General features: G+C 42.0%; 14 protein-coding genes. 11 read left to right on the forward strand and 3 right to left on the reverse strand.

The features are described from left to right. Positions 1-1,494 carry a DUF1593 domain-containing protein gene (locus tag F0361_RS11375; protein ID WP_246160874.1) on the reverse strand — a complete coding sequence of 498 codons (1,494 nt, stop codon included), beginning with the start codon at positions 1,492-1,494 and terminating at the stop codon, positions 1-3. Positions 1,495-1,766: 272 nt separating this feature from the next. Here F0361_RS11375 and F0361_RS11380 point away from each other — a divergent pair, with 272 nt between their 5' ends. The 10 genes from F0361_RS11380 (at position 1,767) to F0361_RS11425 (ending at position 14,489) form a co-directional block, all read left to right on the forward strand. Continuing rightward, positions 1,767-2,354: a DUF4202 domain-containing protein gene (locus tag F0361_RS11380; RefSeq protein WP_154918733.1), complete on the forward strand. Its 588-nt coding sequence runs from the start codon at positions 1,767-1,769 to the stop codon at positions 2,352-2,354. A gap of 20 nt (positions 2,355-2,374) precedes the next feature. Next, on the forward strand, positions 2,375-2,959 hold the full coding sequence (locus F0361_RS11385) for a precorrin-2 dehydrogenase/sirohydrochlorin ferrochelatase family protein (protein ID WP_138258606.1): 585 nt from the start codon (positions 2,375-2,377) through the stop codon (positions 2,957-2,959). Between the two features lie 4 nt (positions 2,960-2,963). Further along, a complete protein-coding gene (locus F0361_RS11390) occupies positions 2,964-3,332 on the forward strand; it encodes a DUF7009 family protein (protein ID WP_154918734.1) in 369 nt (122 codons plus the stop codon). Between the two features lie 62 nt (positions 3,333-3,394). After that, complete coding sequence (locus F0361_RS11395) at positions 3,395-5,263, forward strand: feruloyl-CoA synthase (RefSeq protein WP_154918735.1); 1,869 nt, start codon at positions 3,395-3,397, stop codon at positions 5,261-5,263. Between the two features lie 339 nt (positions 5,264-5,602). Continuing rightward, a complete protein-coding gene (locus F0361_RS11400; RefSeq protein WP_154918736.1) occupies positions 5,603-6,043 on the forward strand; it encodes a nuclear transport factor 2 family protein in 441 nt (146 codons plus the stop codon). A gap of 676 nt (positions 6,044-6,719) precedes the next feature. Beyond that, complete coding sequence (gene dcm, locus F0361_RS11405) at positions 6,720-7,961, forward strand: DNA (cytosine-5-)-methyltransferase (RefSeq protein WP_154918737.1); 1,242 nt, start codon at positions 6,720-6,722, stop codon at positions 7,959-7,961. After that, a complete protein-coding gene (locus tag F0361_RS11410) occupies positions 7,918-9,087 on the forward strand; it encodes a type II restriction endonuclease (RefSeq protein WP_154918738.1) in 1,170 nt (389 codons plus the stop codon). The genes dcm and F0361_RS11410 overlap by 44 nt, the downstream gene beginning before the upstream one ends. Before the next feature lie 197 nt (positions 9,088-9,284). Further along, a complete protein-coding gene (locus F0361_RS11415) occupies positions 9,285-10,712 on the forward strand; it encodes a DUF1593 domain-containing protein (protein ID WP_154918739.1) in 1,428 nt (475 codons plus the stop codon). A gap of 695 nt (positions 10,713-11,407) precedes the next feature. Next, a complete protein-coding gene (locus F0361_RS11420; protein ID WP_138258602.1) occupies positions 11,408-12,682 on the forward strand; it encodes a ribonucleotide-diphosphate reductase subunit beta in 1,275 nt (424 codons plus the stop codon). 1 nt (position 12,683) lies between these two features. Then, complete coding sequence (locus tag F0361_RS11425) at positions 12,684-14,489, forward strand: ribonucleoside-diphosphate reductase subunit alpha (protein WP_154918740.1); 1,806 nt, start codon at positions 12,684-12,686, stop codon at positions 14,487-14,489. Positions 14,490-14,722: 233 nt separating this feature from the next. On the opposite strand, the gene F0361_RS11430 is transcribed toward F0361_RS11425, so the two are convergent. Then, a complete protein-coding gene (locus tag F0361_RS11430) occupies positions 14,723-16,243 on the reverse strand; it encodes a carboxylesterase/lipase family protein (protein ID WP_154918741.1) in 1,521 nt (506 codons plus the stop codon). 18 nt (positions 16,244-16,261) lie between these two features. Beyond that, positions 16,262-18,244: an alpha/beta hydrolase-fold protein gene (locus tag F0361_RS18845; RefSeq protein WP_211361167.1), complete on the reverse strand. Its 1,983-nt coding sequence runs from the start codon at positions 18,242-18,244 to the stop codon at positions 16,262-16,264. A gap of 263 nt (positions 18,245-18,507) precedes the next feature. Between F0361_RS18845 and F0361_RS11440 the strand changes: the two genes are divergently transcribed. Continuing rightward, on the forward strand, positions 18,508-19,338 hold the full coding sequence (locus F0361_RS11440; RefSeq protein ID WP_262713842.1) for a DMT family transporter: 831 nt from the start codon (positions 18,508-18,510) through the stop codon (positions 19,336-19,338). Positions 19,339-19,369 lie beyond the last annotated feature (31 nt).

The raw sequence follows: 19,369 nt of genomic DNA on the forward strand, positions 1-19,369 counted from the left end.
CTACAATACAGAAACAATGACTCTTTGATATCGTGTCAATGCTGGAAATCCCGTATCGGTCCCTTCAACAATAATATGAAATTGATTCTTTTTTTTGGCCGTTTTGGGTATTTGTACGGTAACGATAGCGTTCTCCACTTTAACCTCGGCATGACCGTCACCCGCCTCGTCATAGCACCAGGCCTTCAGGTAAACGGGATGCCCGTCAATGTCATTTAAAGCAACGTGAATGTTGAAGATTTCACCCGCTTTAGCGGTAATGGAAAGCCCTTCTTTTATGATAACTTCAGGTGCGTGGTTGGCTTCCTCAAAGGTTTTGACGCACCAATCCGCACGAGCGGCAAAATCGAGTTGCATGGCTTTTATCCATCGGGTTTGGGGATAGCTTTTGTCCATCTTGCCCGTTTCGGGATTTAGGTCAGCCGCATGGTCCCCATCCTCATATCGGTACGGGTTATCCTTGGAAAGCACAAATCGACCGCTCCATCCACCTCTTGAAGGGTCTTCGTAGTTGTTCAATCCTACATCCAATAAATGTAAAAATGCGGGACTGTCGCCTTCCGATATAAAGTCATATTTGGAGAAACTCCCGCGTTCCGTGTTGGCAATTTTAGTGATATCGCCCTCAAAATGATTGGGGTCTCCTTCTTGTTTTTGTCCGTCCCCATAGGAATAATATTTTTTTAGAAGGGGACCATGGTCATTGATAATATTGGCGCCCATAAAACTTCCCTCTAAAAAAGGTTGCTGACTTTTGGGAACCACTTGTTTCCAAGGATAGGCAAAACACCAGAACTGATTCGCGTTGTAGAAAACCCTAATCTTCGGCCAATTGGGTCCTATATAGTTTTTGTAGGTGGCATCTTGGTCCATAATGGTATAAATAATGGCTTTTTTAGAGACTTTTTCCTTGATATCTTTCCAGTCCCGGGTGTCCTTGTAATCTTCCTCAATGGATTTTAAGGCCCTGGCAATGGTATTGGTACCTCCCCATGCTTGTAAAAACAGCTCTCTATCGTCATCATCAAGCAACTTTTCTCGTATCAATTTTGAACCTTCTGTACGTTGGGCCATTTCCCCTTCAAAATCGATATTGCCCACGCGTACCAAGTCCAATAATTCTTGCGGGGAAGGATAATTGCTGTCATGGCCTATGAGGTTTGGGTAGACCTTGGCATATTCCGCCAAAAGCTCTTGTATCCAATTGGTTCCCGGCCATCGTAGGTCCGTAAGGTCCTTGCCATAGATTTTTTTGGTCATTTCCATTTCGGACGTGAATGTAGTACCCTTACCATCACCCTTCCAATGCCACATGGAGCTGGAATAGACCAAACCCTGGGTTTCAAATTCATTGGAGTAGAGGAGGTACCTGATGAAGGTATCTACATCGTCAATTTCACCATCGGTGGTCACAATGGTTCTTTTCATGGTTTCCTGGGCCCAACCCATAGTGATAAAGGCCAAACCTAGAGAAAGTAATAGGATATTTTTCACACGTTTAGTATTGGATTAATTGCTTGATTTTAAACATTTCTTTTTATAGAGGTATTTAACATAGCATAACAAATCCCTCGATTAGGGTTTCATGCGGTAATGTATTGTCATTCAGTATGTTTTATGGAAGCGTAAACTCCGACTTTGAAAAGATATGAAAATTCAAATTTTAGAAAAGACATATTATAGGTATTTTCAGAGGCATCCAGTTAGTTTATTCGGTCCATTTACAGCGACGAATCATTATCGTATCTTAGTCTAAAATTCCGATTATGGCAACTTCCAACAAATTATTAAAGGCATTTGAGCTCTTTGACCTTGCAAACTCAAAGGATCCAAACAAGGAGCTTTTCATGGGAAGGGAATATCCCAAAGAAGTGCTGTATGCCATTAGGATGACCGAAAAACTCAACGAATTTGCCCCTGATGCCTCAGAAGTTTTGCGCTTAACGGTAAGGGCTCAACACATTTGTAGATGGGAAATTCCTAGGGAATCCTATGAAATGAATCGGACAGGTTATTTGAAGTGGCGGCAGGACCTTAAAAAGTTTCATGCCGAAAAAGCCTCTGAAATATTGGAAAAAGTTGGATATGATTCGGAAACAATAGACAAGGTGAAATTTCTGTTGGAAAAAAAGCAATTGAAAAGAAACGCAGAAACCCAAACCTTGGAAGATGTCATTTGTTTGGTCTTTTTGGAATTTTACTTTGAGCCCTTTGCCAGGGAGCATCCAGAGGAAAAGGTGGTGGATATTTTACAAAAGACCTGGCGAAAAATGTCGGAAAAAGGACAGGAGGCCGCATTGAAACTCCCTTTGTCACAAACATCCAAGGAGTTCGTGGAAAAGGCCTTGTCATAAATGAAAATAAATGTGAGCATATGGAGCGAAATGAACTATATCCTATTTTTTTAAAGGTTTCCAACCTAAAAATATTGATCGTGGGCGGAGGCAATGTGGCCTTGGAGAAATTGACCTTTTTGCTGAAATCGAGCCCCAATGCGCAGGTGGAAATGGTTTCCCCCATGTTTCGGGAGGAGACCGTGCAATTGGCCCAAACTGCGCAAGTGGTGATGCATAAGGAATACTATGACCCAAGTTATTTGGAAGGCAAGCATATGGTCGTTGCCACGACGGATAATGTTGCCGTGAACGAGCAAGTGTACCATGATTGTAGGGAACGAAGTATTTTGGTGAACGTGGCGGACAACCCTCCATTTTGTGACTTTTACATGGGAGGTATCGTCACCAAGGGGAACGTAAAAGTGGCGATTTCCACGAATGGAAAATCCCCCACGACCGCCAAAAGGCTCCGGCAGTTTTTTGAGGACGTCATCCCCGAGAATATTGATGATTTGGTCAAAAATCTCAATGAATTCAGAAAAACTATCAAAGGCGATTTTGAGGAGAAAGTGGAAACCTTAAACGAATTCACCAAAGGTTTGGTTGAAAAGAAGAATAAATGAACTTATGAAAATTAGAATCCAAGGGAATACGGTGCGCTATCGACTCACAAAAAGTGAAGTGGAAACGTTGGCGCAAACGGGATATTACAAAGAGGAGACCCTCTTTGGTGAAAGGACCTTTGTGTACGCGATTAAGGCGGATCAGGCCATACAAGAATTACATGCCGACTATGTAAACGACACCATCACCATGTATCTGAACAAGGACAAAAGTTCGGCATGGCCCAAGAACGAAATAGTGGGTTTCAGCTCGGAAATAAAAACTTCAAACGGCAACACCTTGTCGCTTTTATTGGAAAAGGATTTTGTATGTATGGATAATACCGATGAAGACCAATCTGACAATTATCCAAACCCGAAATTGTCAAAATAGGGCTTGATTGCCTATTTTTACCCCCTCTGGACCGTCAGGCAGATGGCCAATTCAATTATGTTATGAGCGAACAGACCTGGGTGACCGATAACATTCCCTATTTGGAGGTACCAACAATTTCCGTTGATATAGAGAGACGGGTCGGGGAAAAGGGCGTCAATTATCTTAAATCCAAAATTCCTCTGGGGCAACACCCAAAAAAAATCACCGAACGTTTACAATTTTGGGCACATACAACACCTAATGCCATTTTCTTGGCCCAGCGCGAGGGTGGCGGAGAATGGAGAACGCTGACCTATATGCAAGCTTGGCAGAAAATTCAGGGAATCGCGCAGTATCTTTTGGAAACCGTGACCTCAAAAGATAGGCCAATTGCCCTGCTTTCCGGTAATAGTATTGAACATGGACTATTGGCACTGGCCGCTATGCATATCGGGATACCTTATGCGCCTATCAGTCCCGCATACTCCTTGAAATCGGATAGTTTTGAAAAACTGAAGCATTGTTTGGATATTCTGGACCCCGAATTGATTTTTGTTCAGGATGGAAATGCCTATAAAAAGGCGTTGGATGGCGTAGCCGGCAACACCCGTAATACCCGATTGGTTTTTGTTGAAAATGGGATGCCGGAGTCGGACCGTTTCGAGGATATCGTAAAAACCAAATCGACACCCAAGGTTGCGGAAGCCTACGATAAAATAGGTAGGGATACCTTGGCAAAGGTATTGTTCACCAGTGGTTCCACAGGGCTGCCCAAGGGTGTCATGAATACCCACGGTAACCTTACGGCGAATTGGCAGCAGATTACCCAGACCTTTCCCTTTGTGCAGAACGGTGCCTTGCAGTTGATGGATTGGTTGCCTTGGAACCATACCTTTGGTAGCAATCATAATTTTGGGTTGGTCATGTACAATGGAGGTTCCCTGTATATCGATGAGGGCAGCCCGACCCCAACGGGAATGCTGCAATCCATTAAAAATCTAAAGGGTTTTGCCCCAACGGTTTATTTCAACGTACCTAAAGGGTTTGAGGAGCTTTTGCCCTTTTTAAATACCGATGAAGGTTTACGGCAGACGTTCTTTTCCAGACTGAAGATGCTATTTTATGCCGGAGCCAGTATTTCACAAAAAGTGTGGGACGAACTTGACAGACTTTCCATACAGACTACGGGAAAGCGGATCTTGATTTCATCCGGTTTTGGGATGACGGAATCTAGCCCGTCTGCCATGTTTTGCACCGAGTATGACAGCAAGGCCGGATTTTTGGGGGTGCCGGTTCCGGGTCTGGAAATGAAACTGGTACCCATGGGGGATAGGTGGGAAGCCAGGTTCAAGGGCCCCAATATCACGCCGGGCTACTGGAAAAATGAGGTGGCCACCGTCAATGCTTTTGACCGGGAAGGATTTTATAAAACCTCTGAGGCTTTAAAATTCATTGATGAGCGTGACCCCAATGTAGGCATGCGCTACGATGGTAGGATAGCCGAAGATTTTAAGTTAAGTACCGGAACCTGGGTAAATGTGGGGAATCTCCGAAATAACATTATAGCCCAAGGCAAAGGTCTGGTAAAGGATGTTGTCATCACGGGGCATGACCAAGATTTTGTGGGGGCCGTTTTATTCCTGAATCTGGGATATTGTGCGGATTTTTTGGGCGGCGGACTTCAAACGACCGACTTCAATGCAGCGCATTCCCTCCCCATACGGGACTGTGTACAGGAAATGCTGGATACCCTTGCCCAAAACAGTACCGGCAGTTCCACAAAGATAAAGCGTGCCCTCATTGCCGATTTTGAACTTTCACCCGAAAAGGGAGAAATAACGGAAAAGGGATCCATCAACCAATATGTCTTCTTAAAGCACAGGAGTTCCTTGGTGGCCAAACTATATGGGCACAACTTGGAACCCGGTATTTTGGAAACGGACTACTAGCGGACCAAGAATGTACCGTTGGTCCTTTATGGCCCCTCGTAGTTTTTGGTATGGCAGTTCCCGTGGTTTTCGATAGCAAATTGTATCGAGAACCGCATGCTGAAAAATAAGATTTGATTGTCGATACGTGCCCGAAAGGAGGGCGGGCTAATTTTACAGGCCGGACCCGCAAAATTCAAACGAATTGACAAATTTTACTTGTAACAACCAACAACCAACAACGAACAACCAACAACCAACAACTAAATCCAACTTTTACCCAAAACCGTACTTCCCTTCTTTCTAGTATTTTTATATTGCAAATAAGAATAAGAAATTTCACTCCTTACTATTTGAATTATGAAAACATTATGTCTTTTCTTTATCAATTGTACGCTCATTACTACCCTTGCTTTTGGACAATCAATTGATGAAATGGAAATCAGAAAACTAGAAAAACATTGGACAGAATTGCTCGATAAGGGAGACACGACCGCATTACTGAAAATATGGTCTGAAAACTACGTAGTAAACAATCCAAATGGAAAAATTGTTACTCCCAAAGATATTGTTGCGCTTATGAAAAGCGGACATAAATTTCCCGCAGTTAAACGAATCATTGAAAATATAACCTTCAATCAAGACATTGCAGTCGTAATGGGTAAAGAGCTACAACAGCCTTCTGATATGAATCCTAACAGTGAGGAATGGATACCGAGGAGATTTACCAATGTTTGGATTAAAAATAAAAATGTATGGCAATTGGCAGCGAGACAGTCATCAAAAATAGGTGTTGAATAGCCTAGGCAATTAATATAATATAGACACAGAACATGCTTATAGCTTATGGCGTGTGAATGGCTGATAGCAAAGTCTGGATTTATAACAAGCTTCACTTACGGAGGACAGGAAAATGCCATAAACCATAAAAAAACTGTTTTCTAAAGCCTTTAGGCAAAGACCCTCCCTAGATAACTGACTGTGCAGCCTGCACTGATTGTCGTCACTGAGCGGCCTGTGCTGAGCGGAGTCGAAGCAAGCCGAAGTGTAGCCGAAGGGAGTCGAAGTGACTCGAAGCAAGAACTCAAAACAACCTGAAACCAAAAAATGTTAGTTCGAGTGATTTTCGATAGAAAATTGTATCGAGAACGGCATTCTGAAATGTAAAATTTTATTCTCGATACTAATTTTACGAGCCGGACCCGCAAAATTCACTCGAATTGACAAATTTTACTTGTAATAACCAACAACTAAATCCAACTTTTACCTAAAACCGTACTACCCTTTTTGTAAGAATATTTATATTGCAGGTAAAAATTAAAATTACTCCCCCTCCTTTTTTAGTCCTTAAATTGTTTAGGAAAAGAAAAATCTAAAAAACATTGTGCACAGCCCACTAATCGTTAACAAGATTGTGAACAATCCCGTATAAAAATGTTGTGAATTGCTTTTGGAATTTTGTTCCTTTACGACTAAGATGGGAAAGAAATATTCATATATAAAAAAGGAGTTACAAATCAAAGTTGACAAAATAACTGACAACGATTTGGCGTATTTAACGCACTATTTTCATAACCACAAAAATGGTGTTTCCCAATATTTCAAGCCAATTGCTGAACAATACTTAGCAGAACTTCACGAGGAAAATAATATTCTCAAAGAGCCGGATTTTCAATATTATCTGCCAATTGAATGGGATATTCCTTTTCCGCCACCTAAGAATCCTAAATTCAAATTTATTGATTTGTTTGCTGGGGTTGGTGGAATTAGACTTGCCTACCAAAACAATGGAGGAAAGTGTGTTTTCTCGAGTGAATGGGATAAATATTCGAAACAAACTTACGAAGCCAATTTTGGCGAAGTGCCTTTTGGGGACATAACTAAAATTTCAGAAAAGGAAATTCCAGATCACGATATTTTGTTAGGCGGTTTTCCTTGCCAGCCTTTTTCGATAGCTGGAGTTTCCAAAAAGAACTCTTTGGGTAGGCAACATGGATTTCTTGATAAAACTCAAGGAACATTATTCTTTGATATCGCTAGAATAATAGAGCATAAGAAACCCAAGGTTTTTATGTTAGAAAATGTAAAAAACCTTGTTTCTCATGATAAAAAGAAAACTTTTAAAGTAATTACAGAAACACTGACGGAATTAGGCTATTCAATTCATTACAAAGTTTTGGATGCTAGAAATTATGTTCCTCAGCATCGTGAGCGAATTATTATTGTGGGTTTCAAAAAATCAGTTTTTCATGGAAAGGAAAATTTTTATTTTCCTGAGCCACCAGAAGAGGAATTGGCAATTCGAGATATTTTAGAAAAAAGTGTAGAATCAAAATATACTCTGTCCGACAAACTTTGGAGCTATCTCCAGGAATACAAAAGAAAACATCAAGCCAAAGGGAACGGTTTTGGATTTGGTTTAACAGATCTAAATGGTGTTTCTCGAACTTTAAGCGCAAGATATTATAAAGACGGAGCGGAAATCTTAATTCCGCAAAGAGGAAAAAATCCTAGACGTCTTACTCCTAGGGAATGTGCACGAATTCAAGGTTTTCCTGATAATTTCATCATTCCGGTTTCTAACAATCAAGCATATAAACAATTTGGCAATTCTGTTGCTATGCCTTTGATACAGGCTATTGGCAAGAACATTGTAAAAGAACTTTTAAAAATAGATGAGCCTGTTAGAAAAAGCCATTCAATCAGCACAGCAGTCTGAAATAGCATTCAGTAAGTTTATTAAGCCAAATGATACGGGTTCAACTGGTGCTCATCAAGCTGGTTTTCATTTGCACAAGAGTTCTTGGCCTTTATTTTTTGATACTGCAGGGGAAAAAGGCTCAAACAAAGATCATTTCGCAACAATTAAATGGCAGGATGATTTTGAAACAACAAGCAGATTTATTTACTACGGTAAAGGTACTCGAGATGAGTATCGTCTAACTCGTTTCGGCAAAGGTTTTCCTTATTTAACCGATGATAACGTCGGTGACTTACTTGTAATTGCCAAAAAGTCCAATGATTACTTTGAGGCATTTGTTTTAAGTAGTGATGAAGACATCGAAGACTTTTTTACTGCTTTAAACATCTCATCAACTGAAACTAACGGGATAATTCCAAAACAGTTAGCTCAAACCGCTGAGAACAGACTAATTGAATGCTTCATGCAATACATCAATGCATTGGCTGTAGATTTTCCGCCTACGTTAGAAATAGCAACAAATGCTCGGAATTGCTATATTAATTCCTATGGCATAACACCAGCCCAAATTAAATCAAACCCAGATAAACAAATCCTAAAATGGCTTGAAACGGAATACGACCTTTTTAAGACATTGGAAAATGACAGATATTCTGCATTGATTAAAAAGCCCTTTTCATCAGTCGAAGAATTGGTTGTTTCAGCAAATACAATTCTAAATAGGAGAAAAAGTCGTGCAGGTAAATCCCTTGAGCACCATTTGGAAGAAGTTTTTAGAATTTCTGAGCTAATATTTCAAACCCAAATAACTACAGAAAATAACAAAAAACCAGATTTCTTATTTCCAAATATTGAGGCTTACAATAACCCTGATTTTGATGAGAATAATTTGATTCTGTTGGCATCAAAAACAACCTGCAAAGACCGTTGGCGCCAGATTTTGAACGAGGCCGATAGGATAAAAACAAAACACTTGTTCACTCTTCAACAAGGAATATCAAAGAACCAACTTGAAGAAATGAAACAATACCATGTGCAGTTGGTGGTTCCAAAAGCATATATTTCAAGTTTTCCACCTGAATATCGAGCAGATATTATGATCTTGGAACAATTTGTAAAAAGAGTGAACGAAACACAGGATTAGACAAAGAGTAAGCTCACCAAAAATGCTTCTTCCTAAACTCTCCTACCCACAACGCCCACCAAATTTTTAAGGCAAAGAAACAGCAATGCTGTTACTTCGCTTTTGTTAACTTTAGCATCCATGTATAAAATTAGACCAACTTAATCAATACTAAAAAGGTGTACGAATTCTTATGCTGCACCGGTAACTTTACTTCTATGAAGACGTTTTTATGGTTCCTTTCCTTTTGTTTGCTCGTCAGCAATTTATCGCTTGCCCAAACCCATCAAAAAAACAGGGTCATTATCCTAACGGATATTGAAGCCGATCCAGATGATACGCAGTCCTTGGTGCGTTTGCTGCTCTATTCCAATCAAATTGATATCAAGGGACTGGTGGCAACCACCTCCTGCTGGATGCAAAACAAAATACATCCGGAGTCCATTGCCAGGGTCATCCGAGGATATGGCAAAGTACAACCCAACTTGTTAAAGCACGAATCTGGCTATCCGGAATCGGAAGAACTATTATCCTTGATCAAAAAGGGACTTCCGGTGTACGGTATGGACGGTGTAGGCGACGGTAAAGATTCCGAGGGTTCCGAATGGATCATTAAGGTCTTGGAAGAAAAGGATGATCGCCCGTTATGGATTTCGGTTTGGGGCGGTGTAAATACCTTGGCGCAATCCCTCCATAAAATAAAACAAACGAAAAGTAAGAGCGAAGCGAAGCGGATGATCTCAAAACTGCGGGTATATACCATTTCCGATCAGGATGACAGCGGCCTTTGGATACGCAATACGTTTCCGGAGCTGTTTTATATAGTTTCCCCGGGAGATCACTATGCCTCGGCCACTTGGACGGGAATCAATACGTATGTCAACGGAATCGATAACAGCACCATAAGCAATGCTTGGATTACTAAAAATATTCAGCAGGACCATGGGCCCTTAGGTGCGGAATATCCCGATGTGGCCTGGGGCATGGAAGGGGATACGCCTGCTTTTTTGTCCTTGATACCCAACGGACTCAATGCACCCGAACATCCGGAATGGGGCGCATGGGGCGGCCGATATGCGCTTTATAAACCGGAATTTGACAAGACCAAAAAAGGAAGTTCGGTGGTAACCATTGCTCCCGAGACCCGGGCTATTTGGACGAATGTCGATGATACGTATACGCCTTATGTGCCCCAACAATATGGGAGAAGCGTAAAAAGAGACACCCTAACGTTCAAGAATAATAAGGCCACCTTGTGGCGGTGGCGGGATGATTTTCAAAATGATTTTGCCGCGCGTATGGACTGGTGTTTGATGCCATACGAAGAAGCGAATCACCCGCCGGTTCCCGGTTTGACCCATCCGGAGGAATTTACCGTAAAATCGGGCGAAGCTTTCAGTCTGGATGCTTTTAATTCTACCGACCCAGATAGGGATAACCTAAGTTATTTATGGTTTCACTATCCAGAGGAAAGTACGTATCAAAAGGAAATCTATATGGGGGCGGAGAACGTTCATATCGTGAACCTTACGGCACCTGAAGTGGATAAAAAGGAAACCCTTCATTTTATTTTAAAGCTCTCCGATAAAGGCAGCCCTTCCTTAACAAGGTACAAACGGGTTATCGTTACCGTTGAGCCTAAATAGCGGACCTGGCTAAGGGAGTAGAAGCTGTGCCATTCGTTTTTTTTGGGACTCTATTACGGTATAGGGCATTTACAATTTTGCATACCTAGTGATGTGTTACGTCTTACCAATGAAACATAAAACTGATAATGTCTCTTTTTTAGAACATTTGGGACACAAATTTAGATGTAACGCATACATAAGACGCTAGAAGAAAATCGAAAAGTACGTAATCAACAATCAAACGCCGGAAATAACAAAAAAAATCCTATTGGTCAAACCCATGTACAGTGGATATATTTCTATTGACCAAAAAAATACAGGAGGATTATTTTTGTTTTTTAAAATTTATAATACATCAATTTGTAAAAATTTAGAGGATGGGCGCGCATTTATACAGGTCCTATTTGCCACTATTTTAGGGGTATAGGTTTTTATATCTTTTGAAGGCCTTTAGATCGATTATAATTGTAACCCTAAGACGTACTAAATTGAGTGCTGCCGGGTATTCAAGGTAATTTGTAACTTTATTTGTTTGTTTTTAAATAACTGAAAAACAGGTATTTAAAAATTATATTTTTGCTTTTTTATTCAGTTCGGGTTTTTAATTGTTGATAAAACTGTTGAAAAACTAAAACGTCCCACCTACCATTTAAGGGTTAAAAATTTGACCTTTATACCTCTCGAAAATAGTTTCATTTTAACCTTTTATTAACATGGAGATAACGGAAGTCATCAAAAGGGACTTTACCACTAAACCCTTTCAATTAGAGAAGATAACGAATGCAATTTTGAAGGCAATGACCGCAGTGGAACTTGGTGGTCCCGGTGATGCCGAAAAAATTTCAGAAACCGTTTACTCGGCGCTGCTGGAGAGAAAAAGGGCAGATGACGCTTACAAACCTACCGTAGAGGAAGTCCAGGACTTTGTGGAGAAGAAATTAATGGAAGGTGGCTTTTTTGAAGTGGCCAAGGCCTACATCCTTTACAGAAACGAACAGGCCCAAAAAAGAAAGTCGAACATTTTTGAGAAACGCATCAACCTAAAACCCTACGAATATCCTGCCTTGTACGAGTATGTACCGGCAATAAGACATTCGTATTGGATTCATACCGAGTTTAATTTTACCAGTGATATACAGGACTTTAAGACCCGTCTTAATGATACCGAGCGTAGTGCCATCAAGAATACCATGTTGGCCATTTCACAAATTGAGGTAGCCGTAAAAAGTTTTTGGGGCGATATCTATCACAAAATGCCCAAGCCTGAAATAGGTTCCGTAGGCGCCACTTTTGCCGAAAGTGAAGTGAGGCACCACGATGCGTACTCCCATCTACTGGAAATCCTGGGCTTGAACCAAGAATTCAAAACCCTGAAGAAGAAGCCCGTTATTATGAAGCGTGTCCATTATTTGGAGACCGCCCTCAAGAATGCAAAGAGCGAGGACAATAAAGAGTATGCGGAATCCATCCTTTTATTCTCCCTGTTCATTGAACACGTTTCCCTGTTCTCCCAGTTCTTGATCATCATGGCCTTTAACAAATATAAGAACATGTTGAAGGGTATCTCTAATGTGGTGGAGGCCACTTCCAAAGAGGAGCAGATCCACGGGGATTTTGGTATCGACATCATTAATATCATAAAGGATGAAAATCCGGATTGGTTCGATGTGGAATACCACGCCATGGTTCAGGATATGTGTAAGGATGCTTTCGAAGCTGAAAGTGATATCATCGATTGGATTTTTGAGGCAGGAGAAATCGACTTTTTGCCTAAGGTTTTGGTAAAAGAGTTCATTAAAAAGCGATTCAACGATTCCCTGGACAGCATAGGAATCGACAAAATATTTGAGGTAGACGAAAATTTATTGGCGCAGACCGAGTGGTTTGACGATGAGATTATCGGTACCAAACACGGAGACTTTTTCGTGAAAAGATCTATCAACTATAGCAAAAGAACACAAAGTATAACCAGCGACGACTTATTTTAACATGAACGAGACAAAACTAAACCTACAAAACGAAGTAGTACAAGAAGGAAAAGTATTAAAGGGTTCAGACCAACTGGTGCAAGCCAGAAAAGAGGCATTGAAGAACTTGTCCGAAGAGAAGGGGCAAGGAAAGGGATTTGCCTGGTTGAACGACCATAGCCGAAATTTTTTGGCATCGGGCTACCTTACAAAAGGAGTTACCCCGGAGGAACGAATCCGTGAAATTGCCGATAGGGCAGAGGCTATTCTGAAGATTCCAGGATTTTCCGATAAATTCTATGGCTACATGAGCGAAGGCTTTTTCTCGTTGGCCTCACCTGTATGGTCTAACTTTGGTAAACAGAGGGGATTGCCTATCAGTTGTTTTGGGTCGCACATCGATGATGATATGGGAAACATCCTTTACACCCAATCAGAAGTGGGCATGATGTCCAAATTAGGTGGAGGAACATCTGGCTATTTCGGAAAAATCAGACATCGCGGGGCAGAGGTTAAGAACAACGGTCAGGCTTCCGGTGCCGTGCATATCATGCAATTGTTTGAATCCATGGTGGATGTCGTTAGTCAGGGTTCCGTACGTCGCGGTCGTTTTTCACCCTATTTACCTGTGGAGCATCCGGATATTAAGGAGTTCTTGGAAATCGGAACGGAAGGAAATCCTATTCAAGAGTTGACCCACGGGGTAACGGTTACCAACGAATGGATGCAGGAGATGGTAGATGGCGATACCGATAAAAGGGCTATCTGGGCCAAAGTATTACAGCGAAGGGGCGAAATGGGCTACCCATATATCTTCTTCAAGGATAATGCGAACAACGGTGCTGCAGATGTATTCAAGGATAAAAACCTGCCTATCTACGCCAGTAACCTTTGTACGGAAATCATGTTGCCTTCCAATGACAATTGGTCTTTCGTTTGTGTATTGTCCTCCGTAAACCTTTTGCATTACGATAAATGGAAAAATACCGATGCCGTGGAAACTATGGTATACTTCCTGGATGCCGTGATTACTGAATTCTGCGAAAAATTGGAGGCCTACCGTGATTCCGATAGCAGAGAGGACCGCCAGACCTTCCTGTTTATGGAACGTGCCTATAATTTTGCGAAGGACAACCGCGCCTTGGGTCTTGGGGTTTTAGGATGGCATTCTTTCCTACAGTCCAAAATGTTGGCCTTCGATAGTCGGGAAGCCTATAATTTGAACAGTGAGATTTTCAAGACAATTAAGGATAAGTCCTATAAAGCATCCGAGGAGTTGGCGGAGAAATTTGGGGAACCAGCCGTCCTAAAAGGTTATGGAAGACGTAATGCGACCTTGAACGCCATCGCACCTACAACATCTTCAGCATTCATTTTGGGTCAGGTTTCACAAGGAATCGAACCCATCTGGTCCAACACCTATGTAAAGGATATCGCAAAGGTAAAAACCACGATCAGAAACCCATATTTGGAAGTGCTTTTGGAAGAAAAAGGAAAGAACACCACCGAAGTTTGGAGAAGTATCCGGGATTTTGACGGTTCCGTGCAACACCTGGATTTCTTGACCCAAGAGGAGAAAGACGTGTTCAAGACGTATTCCGAAATCGACCAAATGGATATCATTTATCAAGCGGCTAATAGGCAGAACCATATTGACCAAGGGCAATCCGTGAACATCATCGTCCACCCGGAAATGCCTGTGAAGGAAATCAACAAAATCCATGTAACGGCTTGGAAACTGGGCTTGAAGTCATTGTACTATCAACATAGTATGAACGCGGCACAGAAGTTCAAGCAGAAGAAAGATTGTGCTAGTTGTGAAGCATAGTCCATGAGTTATAAATTAAGAAAGGCCCGCAGGAAAGCGGGCCTTTTTATATCATAGCCAAAACGAAAAAATCAATTCGGCAAACCCGGATTATGCATTAGGACATCGTCATGAGGGTTCAAAATACAATAAACACAAGTGTTTTCTTAATTTAAGCATAGCACCGCTATGGTGAAATTAAAAAACAGTAAAAAAGCGTGTGTTTGCAGTAGTTTGAAGCCGTAATAGATTTTCTATTGCATGATACGGGTTAAAAACTCAAATTCGTCCTTGTATCTGTTTTGCATACCTAAATCACCCGTATCAAAAACCATTATATTTCCGGTATTCAAATCATAAGGTTCCCAGTTTGGTAAGTTTTCCCCATTTGGATTCCCGGTTTTGGCAAAATTGACCCAATAACCGGACATTTGATTTTCCAAGGTACGCTCCGCAGGCTTCCAGTCCCGTTGCCACTGATCTAAGGTATGAAGGGCAAAAGGCACTTCTGAGGTATGGAAGGCCCCATAATTGGGAAAACCAGGTTTGTCCGTGGGAACATGGGTAAATTCATACAACCATACGTCCTTGTCCATGTATTTGGCCAACAGGTAACTAGGTATACCCGCGAAATTCAAAAGGTTCAATTTCTTTTGGGATTCGGCGGCCTCTTCATTGGTGTTGGCGGGAAAATACTCCAGAAATTCACCCGTTCTATCCCCATAATTCTTAAAAACCTGTTCTTTGAAGGAATCCGAGGTAATATCGTTTACGGGAAAGAGGGCCGCATCACCGGGCAACCAACCCGATAGTACGGAAACCTGATTCTGTTTCCCATCCTTGAAGGACTGTAGCAAATCGGTCGGCAGGAAGTAGTCGTCCAAAACCACCCCAAACCTTCCCGCTTCCCGTTGTGAACTTGTTTTCTGAAGTTCGTCCGCAGGTATTTTTCGTAAATCCGATAGGGAAGAAGCGCCGGCAAGTTTTTGGAAGGCCAGACCTTGCTGCTCTGCCGATACTAGATCTTGCATCAACCGACCGCTTAAAATCCCTCCGCTTTGGGTAATGGCCTTATGAAAATATCCCGATGCCAAAGGAGAGGCAATCTGGGCATTCACGCTAAAGGATCCGGCAGATTGCCCTGCAATGGTCACATTGTTAGGATCGCCGCCAAAGACCTCAATATTGTTTTTCACCCATTTCAGGGCTTGAAGTTGGTCCATGAAACCGTAATTTCCAGAGGCATTATTGCCGGATTCCGCACTCAATTCTGGGTGCGCCATAAACCCTAAGACCCCAACACGATAATTGATACTGACATAAACAACGCCCTGTTCCGCCATCTGGGCACCGTCATAAATATCGCAGTTGGCCGACCCTGAACTTAATCCACCCCCATAGATCCAGACAAAAACGGGCAGTTTTTCGGTTTCGGATTTTGCGGGCGTCCAAATGTTCAGGTACAGGCAATCCTCGCTCAAGGGCTCAGGTTTGGCAATAAATTCTTCGGTCCAACATAGAAAAGGTTCCGGTTTGTTCTGTATGGGACTGGGCCCGAATTCGGTACATTCCTTTACGCCCTCCCACGGGGTTACAGGTTGTGGCGACTTCCATCGCAAATCTCCTACTGGGGGCTGGGCGAAGGGGATTCCCTTAAAAATTTGGATATCGTTACTGGTGTAGCCTTTTACCATTCCATCTTTCGTCTGTATGGTTTGGGCTTGTACTCCATACGTAAGCAAGACGAGTAGTACACCAAAATTCTTTAGTTTCATCCTTATCGCGTTTAAGCATTATTTCTTTTTAAACAGTAAGGGCGCAAAATTGTGTAGATTTCGTCGCCATGCCCGGAAGGTATGGCCACCTTCACTATTTGTATAGTTGTATTTGATTCCGAAGTCGTCGAACATGGCCATCATGTTCAAGTTGTTTTGGTAGGCGATATCGGCTTCGCCACCCATGTAAATTTGGAAAAGTTCAAACCGATTGATTTCTTCGTTTTCCATTACATCGGCATAATTTTCCTTTATTTCCTTGATGTTTGGAGAAAAATAGCCGGTACTCATAGGTATCACATAACCGAACAATTCCGGATTCCAAAGTGCGGTGTTCAAGGTCTGTACACCTCCCATGGAAAGTCCGGCAATAGCCCTGTCAGAACGTTTTGTGGAAACGGGATACGTGTTTTCTATGAATGGGATGATTTCGTTTAGCAAATCCCCGCAAAAGGGATCTTGTTGTGGTCCCGCACCCATGAAAAATCCTTCTTTACCGGTATGTCCGCTGGGCATTACCACGATCATGGGGGCCAGTTTTCCTTCGGCGTACAGATTATCCAAAATCACGTTGGCCCTGCCCGCTGTGGTCCAGGATGCATCATTATCGCCTCCACCGTGCAATAAATACAGGACTGGAAGATTTTCCTTCTTTTTTAATCGATCGTACATAGGTGGGAGGTAGACATGTAGCCGTCTTTGGGCACCATCCAAAGTTTTGGAGGTATACCAAACTTTTTCGACTCGACCGTGCGGAACATCCTTTCTGGTTTGAAAGTCATTTTCCTTTCCTTCAATCTCTACAAGATTTGAGAAACCGTTCAGACTTTCCTTGACCAGGGTATTTTTAGGATCCAAGGTCTTGATTTTGTTCACGGTAAAGTCATACGTATAAATATCAGGGGTAACTTCATTTTCTGTCTGACCGGACCAAACACCCAAGTAATTCTTTTTCAATGCAATTCCCGGAAAGCCATTTGGGAAATCCCCGGAAACGGATACTTCCTCCGCCATTGGGGCATAAATTTTAAATTCCAGTTTCTTGTCCGCATTCAATAAAACGGATCGTAGGGAGTCATTTGGGCTAGTGGGTCTTTGAAACGGGGAGAGGTTGGTAGAACCTTCCATAAATCCATGCATTTTCAGCCATGCCCCAAAGGATTCGTACCATGTATCGGTCGGCAGGTTTTGTGTTCGCATGCCAAATCCATGCCCTCCTTTCTCATAAATATGAAGTTCCGCGGGTTGCCCGGCCTTGAACCATTTGTTGTAAATATTGATACTGTACGGTACCATGCCCAGTTGATCATCGCTTGCCACAGCAATGTAGATGGGGGTCTCTTCCCATGGTATTTCAGAACCGATGATTGCCGGTTCATAGGCATAGATAGGCGCAACAAAGTTGGGTCGGTTGCTCTCATTGGAATTGTACAGAACCGACATCGTCAAGGTGCCACCGGCCGAAAAGCCCATAAACCCGATTTTTTCAGGGTCGATATTCATGCTTTCGGCATTTTTCCGAACATATTCCATGGCCTTTAGTCCATCATTCATAGCAAGTGGGATGATAGGTTCGTTTTCCTTGTCCAGCGCCTCGAAATCGTTCATTTTACCCATGAGTTCCTTTACGGGGTCATCGGTAAAGCTTCTCGCTACCCGATACTTTAGAACAAAAGCCGCGATTCCTTTACTATTGAGCCATTTGGCCACATCGATACCTTCGGATTGAATACTTAGGGTATGAAAGGCTCCACCCGGTGCAACGATTACCGCAGTTCCATTCGCCAAAGCCTTGGGGGGTAGATAGGCAGTGATTGTAGGATCCGTGACGTTGTAGACGACCTTGGTATTAAAAAGGTTGTTTTCGCTCAGACCTTCGTTCCAATCCCATGTCTCAGAGCCTGGTGCGGTTCCATCAAATAATTGTATTACTTCTTGACCTATGGCCAATTGGGCGCAGGCGAAGAACAGAATTAGTATGGCACTATTTTTTGGTAACATCAATATCCCTTGTTTAAAATTTATTGTCTCAAAATGTTACAATAATATATCGATTTTTTCATACTTGCTTGTTTTTAGGACTTTAAATTCAATTTAAGGTGATTTTGTTCGGAATTTATTGTCAACCGTTAAAAAATATGGGTTGTTGGCATATAATTTTAACCTTACTAAGGCACTTTAATCCTTTCAAATCCTTGAAATTATCGGGACCCATATGTTATCCGGTTTCCTTCCCGTAACTTTGCACAAAGCAAAACCAGCCTTTGAAGAAAGCCGTCCTGTACATGGTCATTAGTACGTTCTCGTTCACCTTGATGAACGCATTCGTAAAGTATCTGAACCATTTTCCCACGTTTGAAATCGTTTTTTTCAGGTCCATAGGCTCGCTGTTCTTGGCTACCTCCTACATTCTTATAAAAGGCATACCCATATTAGGGAACAACAAAAAGCTCATGCTCTATAGGTCGTTTGCAGGCTTAACGGCCATGAGCCTTTTTTTCATGTCCTTAAAATACATCCCTGTGGGCACTGCCGTTTCCTTAAGATATATCGCCCCCATCTTTGCCACCTTTTTTGCGGTCTTTTGGTTGAAAGAAAAGTTGCGGGCCGTACAATGGTTACTTTTTTTAATAGCCTTTTGTGGTGTTTTGGTCATAAAGGGTTTTGGGGAAGATTTGGATACAACGGGTCTGTTATTGGTATTAACGGCCTCCGTATTTAGTGGGCTGGTCTATGTGCTGATTCGCAGGATCGGTAATGGGGATCATCCCTTGGTGGTGGTGAACTATTTTATGTTTACCGCCACCCTGATAGGAGGCTTGTTGAGCATAAATAATTTTATGCTGCCAAAGGGAAATGACTGGTTCTTGTTGTTAAGCCTAGGTTTTTTTGGTTTTTTTGGTCAATTGTTCATGACCAAGGCCTTTCAAGTGGCCAAAACGACCCTGGTCGCTCCGCTGAAATATATTGAGGTAATTTTTACGCTGACTATAGGCATATTTTGGTTTGGGGACTTCTACTCCTTTTTTAGTCTATTGGGAATCCTGATGATTATTGGTGCCTTGGTGGCCAATTTATTTGTTGGAAAAAAATAGTTAGGAGTAGGGCCATTCTTTTTTAAGAAAA

Origin of the sequence: Maribacter flavus, from assembly GCF_008386635.1 — a bacterium.
GTDB classification, from domain to species: Bacteria; Bacteroidota; Bacteroidia; order Flavobacteriales; family Flavobacteriaceae; genus Maribacter; species Maribacter flavus.